This window comes from Myxococcales bacterium (genome assembly GCA_022563535.1).
Classification (GTDB): Bacteria; Myxococcota_A; UBA9160; order UBA9160; family UBA4427; genus DUBZ01.
The window spans coordinates 1-5,060 of sequence record JADFNE010000137.1 but is presented as its reverse complement, the minus strand read 5'-3'; the positions used below and the strand labels follow the sequence as shown (position 1 = coordinate 5,060).

The 5,060-nt window shown below is 60.2% G+C and carries 4 protein-coding genes; all 4 read right to left on the bottom strand.

The genetic code is table 11. The annotated features are described in order from the left end of the window. On the bottom strand, positions 1-656 hold a 656-nt coding region (locus tag IH881_20180; GenBank protein ID MCH7870016.1), incomplete at its 3' end, for a hypothetical protein. A gap of 93 nt (positions 657-749) precedes the next feature. After that, complete coding sequence (locus IH881_20175) at positions 750-2,237, bottom strand: TM0106 family RecB-like putative nuclease (protein MCH7870015.1); 1,488 nt, start codon at positions 2,235-2,237, stop codon at positions 750-752. A 75-nt stretch (positions 2,238-2,312) separates the two neighbouring features. After that, the gene (gene brxL, locus IH881_20170) at positions 2,313-4,361 is read right to left on the bottom strand and encodes a BREX system Lon protease-like protein BrxL (protein ID MCH7870014.1); all 2,049 of its coding nucleotides are present in this window, start codon (positions 4,359-4,361) and stop codon (positions 2,313-2,315) included. Between the two features lie 19 nt (positions 4,362-4,380). Then, positions 4,381-5,060: BREX-1 system phosphatase PglZ type B (locus tag IH881_20165; GenBank protein MCH7870013.1), on the bottom strand; the 680-nt coding region annotated here is incomplete at its 5' end.

Genomic DNA, 5,060 nt, shown 5'->3' with positions numbered 1-5,060 from the left:
AACGCAAGACATTGGGAGAAAAGCCCAGCGATAAATTTCGTTCGCGTGGGTTCGGTTTCTTGGGAAATCCGCGTAGTCATACACACGTACGCGGCGCAGAGATGGGCGACTTTCTTGTACGCGCTCCAAGCGGCCATTAGATCCTTGCGATTGGTCGGGAATTGCGATCCTTTCACAAAACACTCCATCAGGAAGACCGCCTTATTGACGCTGGCACCACCTCGAATTTCGGGATGATGCTGGGCAATTGCCATGATCAGATACAACACGGTTCCGGCGGCACGCCAACGTGCATCAACGTTCTCGAGGATAGTCCTAAATGCCTCCACACCCGGGGCAGCTGCAACCGACCCGTATCCACCGTGCGCCCGAAATTCGGACTCAAAACTATCGGATCTGACTTGCGATCGTGCCGCTTCGAAATCCGCTTCCAGCTCGACCAGGGGATCATCCGGGTCTTCAACGAGATGCAAATTGTCAAGCCAGTCGATCGCCCTCGCTGTCACCGTGGCCAAGAATTGTTCCCGCCTGGCTTCATCCGTCGGCCACGCCATGCACGCGAGCAACCGATAGCCGGCAAACGCGCGTTCCGTGGAACTCCGCCCTGAGGTGGAAAGATCAACGTCAGCAATGTTACCTAGATCTAGGTCCGGCATTGGCTCCCCCAAAATCGAGAATCGCAGTCACGATGGAAATTCGATGACGGGTTGCGTAAGGGGCTGATCCTGCGGAGGCAGGCCGAAGCAGCTTTATACTCCGCCTGACAAAGCCCGGATGCCGTCGAGAACTACGCGCGTCGCCACACAATCGTCCTCGTTGTAATCAAGGATGCGTCGTTTCACTGAGGGGTCGCCCGTTCGAATCCAGCGGTCAAACCACTCGATCGAAGCGGCACCCGAAGGGTGCGTATCCCGCCAGTTGAAGCCGAGGAATTTGGCAAGCGTCTTGATGGAGTGATCCCGGGTCGGCCACTCGGTGGCCTTCTTCACAACATCGAAATAGAGGTCCACCGACTGGCTCGGATGGAACAGATCCTCGATGTCGTCGGCGGTGCAGACCGAGGGGTACTTCGACTGCAGCTGGCGCCAGATCGTGCGCTCATATTTTGAGTAGTAGTAGACGACACAGGGCTGGTGATCGCCGATGTATCGCCACGCCTCGGCGAAGGCGCGCTCCTCTTCTTCGCGGCTCACCGCGTCGGTGAAAAAAGCGACGTACCGCTCGGTCGTATTGTCTCCACCGCGGCGGCGGACGAAGCCGTGCAGGTAACAGAAGTCGCGCATCGGATCGACCTCGATGTCGAAGAAGAGCTCGGTCTCGGAGCTCGGCAGGCTGACCGGTGCCGTGAGGTAGGGCCCGGCGCCCTTCGTCTTGTTGAGCTTGGCGCGTGCCTGCAGCTTGCGCAGCGTGCCGGGCCCGATGCCCTTGAACGCGGTCTTCTTTCCCGAAATAAACCCGTCGACGTTGGTCGTCGCGAGATTGGATACAGTGGGAATTCGGTCGACCATGACGTCGCGTTTCGCCCGGCCGAGTTCGGGCAGCAGCGTCAGATCATCGGCCGATTCGAGGTCTGCTACGCAGGCTGTGTACCAGTGACAAAGCTTGCAGGCTCCACAATACGCCGGGTCGCTCCGCTCGGTTTGCGCGACGATGCGCTGCGCCTGGGCCAGCGCGTCCTGGTAGATCTGCCATATCGTCGTTGGGTTCCGCTTGCCCTGCGGTTCCTCGAGATCGTAGGTGACCTCCTCCCCGTGAATATCCCACACGAATGGCCGTCTCGAACCGGCCAGGCCTCTGCGCTCGAGGATGTCCGTGTAGAGGGCGAGCTGCACACCGTAGTGCTTCTTCAGTTTCGCGTCGTCGTCCTGGCCTTCCTCCCCCGAACCGGACTTTATGTCCCCCGCCACGTAGCCAGAGCCCTCCCGCCGCAGCAGGTCTGGATCTCCGAGAAGATCGTCCGCGGTGATACGCGCGCTGTAAATCAGCGGCTCGCCGCGCTGCATGGCCTCGAATGTCCGCCATTCCTTTTCGTCGCCGGCATACCGCGATAGATCGAGTAGCGGTAGCTCGAGGCCGTCGATCACGTTCTTCTCGTACGCCGTGCCCTTTTCCCAGAGCAGACGCACGAAGGGGCTGATTTCGTCGCGCTGCGCCGGGTCGCCGAACAAGTCCATTGTCGGCCGGTGAGGGCACTGGACCAGGTCGTAGAGCATTGCTGCTGTAACTGGTGAGGTCATGTCGGCTAAGCCCGTTTCCCGTTTCGAGAAGTCATCCCTGGCTTTTGCAGTTAGTCGCGCGAGCAGGTGATGGGGTCATTCGACCATCGCTTTGAATACGCCGTCCGTTGGCTCGCTGTAAAACTCGACGCTGACCCTTGTCGCCAGTTCGTCGGGCAGGTCGAAAAGTTGCCGTCTCGCGGATATCGGCATTAGCAGAGTAGACGCTTGCTTTTCGATCGCGATCTCGGCGATCGCAACGGCGTTGGGAATCATCTCGATCGAGCCGCCCAAGTTGAGCGACCCCACAACAATGAGCCCGCCTTTCGTGCTGCGTTCGAGCAACGCGCCGGTGAGCGCTACGAGAACTGGGAAGCTTACGCCGGCGCCGGTGCGGTCGGCATCCATCGCTCGCATCTGGATCGAAAATTCGTGGGACCGCGGGTCACGATCGCCCACCAGGCTTTTCGCTCGGGTGTAAAGGTTCTGCTCGCCGACCCGCACGCTCTCACGGAATGATGGCGGGGTTGGTGTGTTCAAGACCTTGATTCCGGAACCCGGCCCGACCGTCGCCTCGATGCGGTACAGGCCGGGCCCCGCCTCGGTTCCGCCCGGACTGATGGCCCAGATCTGACCCGGTGGCAATGGATCGGGATCGATGGCCTCATCGCTGTGAAGCTCGGGTGTCGAAACAAACTGCTCGATCCCGTCCACCCCAAGGGTGAAGCTGAAGTGGGTGTTGCGGAATTCGCTCTTCAGGCAGCGCTTTTGCTGTTCCTTGACCCTTCGCCGGGACTCAAGAGCGAGACGAATGATACGCTCCAGATCCTCGTCGGGAACCGGCATTTCCGGATCGGGGAAAAGCAGCTTCAGGAGGCCACTGGCCGTCTTTGTAACGGCTTCGATATCGCGCCCGCTCAAGGCGCCTCCCAAATGTGTGCGTTCCAGGAGCGTGGAAACGCGACCGGTCATCCGAAGCCCGTGCCAGCATTCGCTCAGGAAATCGCACACCAGTCCGAAGTGATTGGTGAGGTGCTCGTTCGGATCGAGCTTTGGGAAATCCCAACCCGGTGCATAACCATGAATGCGATCCATGAAAGCGGTGTCGTTGCGCATTTCGGGCGGCAGGGGGCTCAGGAGATGGCCAATGCGTTGCTGCTGCTGAACATCGACATCGAAATTCCCGATCATGACGATCCCGCCATCGGCCCGGATGCTGTCCTTGCCGCGGCTGAACTCGCCCGCCGCCATGTACCCTTTCATGATGTTGGCGCCGTCCTTTTGGTCGAAGGAGATACCCGCCACCTCGTCGAAACAAACGACGTCGTAATGACAGACGAGCCCGCGCTGTCCATTCGCCATGTTGACAAACATCTTGGCAACCGTGGCCTTTCCACCGGAGATCAGGTGGGAATACGGTGAGATCTGCTGAAACAGGTGGCTCTTGCCAGTGCCACGGGGGCCGAGTTCGACGAAGTTGTAGTTCCGCTCGACGAACGGAACCATTCTGAGAAGCACGATCTGCTTCGCGCGGTCGTCAAGCCCCCTCGGCTCCAGCCCGATTGACCGGATCAGAAACTCGATCCATTCACCGGTTTCGAATTCCCGTCGCCCCCTGCAAAGGGTGTCCAGCACATCCGACTTGGACATCTGAATCGGACGCAGCGTTTCGATCGAGAAAGGGCGCCCACTTTGTTGTTGAGCAATCTGGGGGTCGTAACCGAGCGAAACCTCGCCGTAGAAACCGTCGGTCAGCATGCGCTCATGCTCGCGGACCAGCTCGTCGCGGATTCGCACGTCGCGCAACGCCAGGCTAGGAAGTTCAACGATGTAGCAGTCGTTCTTGGCATCGAGCCTGGCCTTAACGATGTCGATCAGCTTGACCGAGCCTCGCTCGCGCGCCTTGTGCTTGAAGACCTCCTCTTCCCCAGTGCGAACGGTGCGATCCTTGAGCTGCTTCTCGACGATCTCGATTCCTTCGGCGATCTCCTCCTCGTTGACCGTGGCGCAGTACCGTCCGAGCAGGAACTCGACGACATAAGTCGGCACCGGGTACTGGCGCGAATACTTTCTGACCAGGTCCTTGCGAACCAGATAGCCGTCGAAGACCGAGGCTGCCTTTCTATCGAGCGCGTCCATTTCCATGGCGGAAACTCTTCATCAATTAATCGCGATCACCGACTGTCGTCGGCTGTCTTGCGAGCACGCGGCCCGCCTTATCAAGTAGAACGACCACTGCGACCGTGCCGGCCAGATCTTCGTTCTCCACGACTAGGCTCGCTCTGCCCTCGGCATCGAGGGCCTTCACAGAGCCCGCGATGCTGGCATCGGGCACATTCGGTTTGGTCCGAAGGTCTACTCTGACGGCGGGCTCGGCGGGCTCGACCGTCACGCGGCAACGCTGTCCCACCCAATTGACATCGGTGATGCGCACGGAGATGACAGAGCTCTCCTCCGAGGGGGTGACATGCAGATCGGCGATCAGGCACTCCTGCAGGCTCAAACCACCATGGGCGTAGTCATTGCCGGCGATGAAACAGGCGACGCCCGGCGCGGTGGCGAACTCGTCGGCCGCGTTCCAGAACCATGCAGCCGTCGGGACGGCGACCTTCGAGCCCCCCTTTATCGCTGCGCACCGGGCCCATCGGCTGGCGACCAGATAGCCCGGCAAGTCGCACTTCGGGAGGCCTCCTGGCATCAGCAGCCAGCCATGGTCGGTGACGACCCGGACCGCCCGCCATCCGGCATCCAAGAGCCCGATGATGCGTTCGCACAGGCGGTCGAGTTCGTCATCGATCTGGCCCGCCAAGTCGATCTGGAGGTCGTGGCAACGGGCGTCGATTT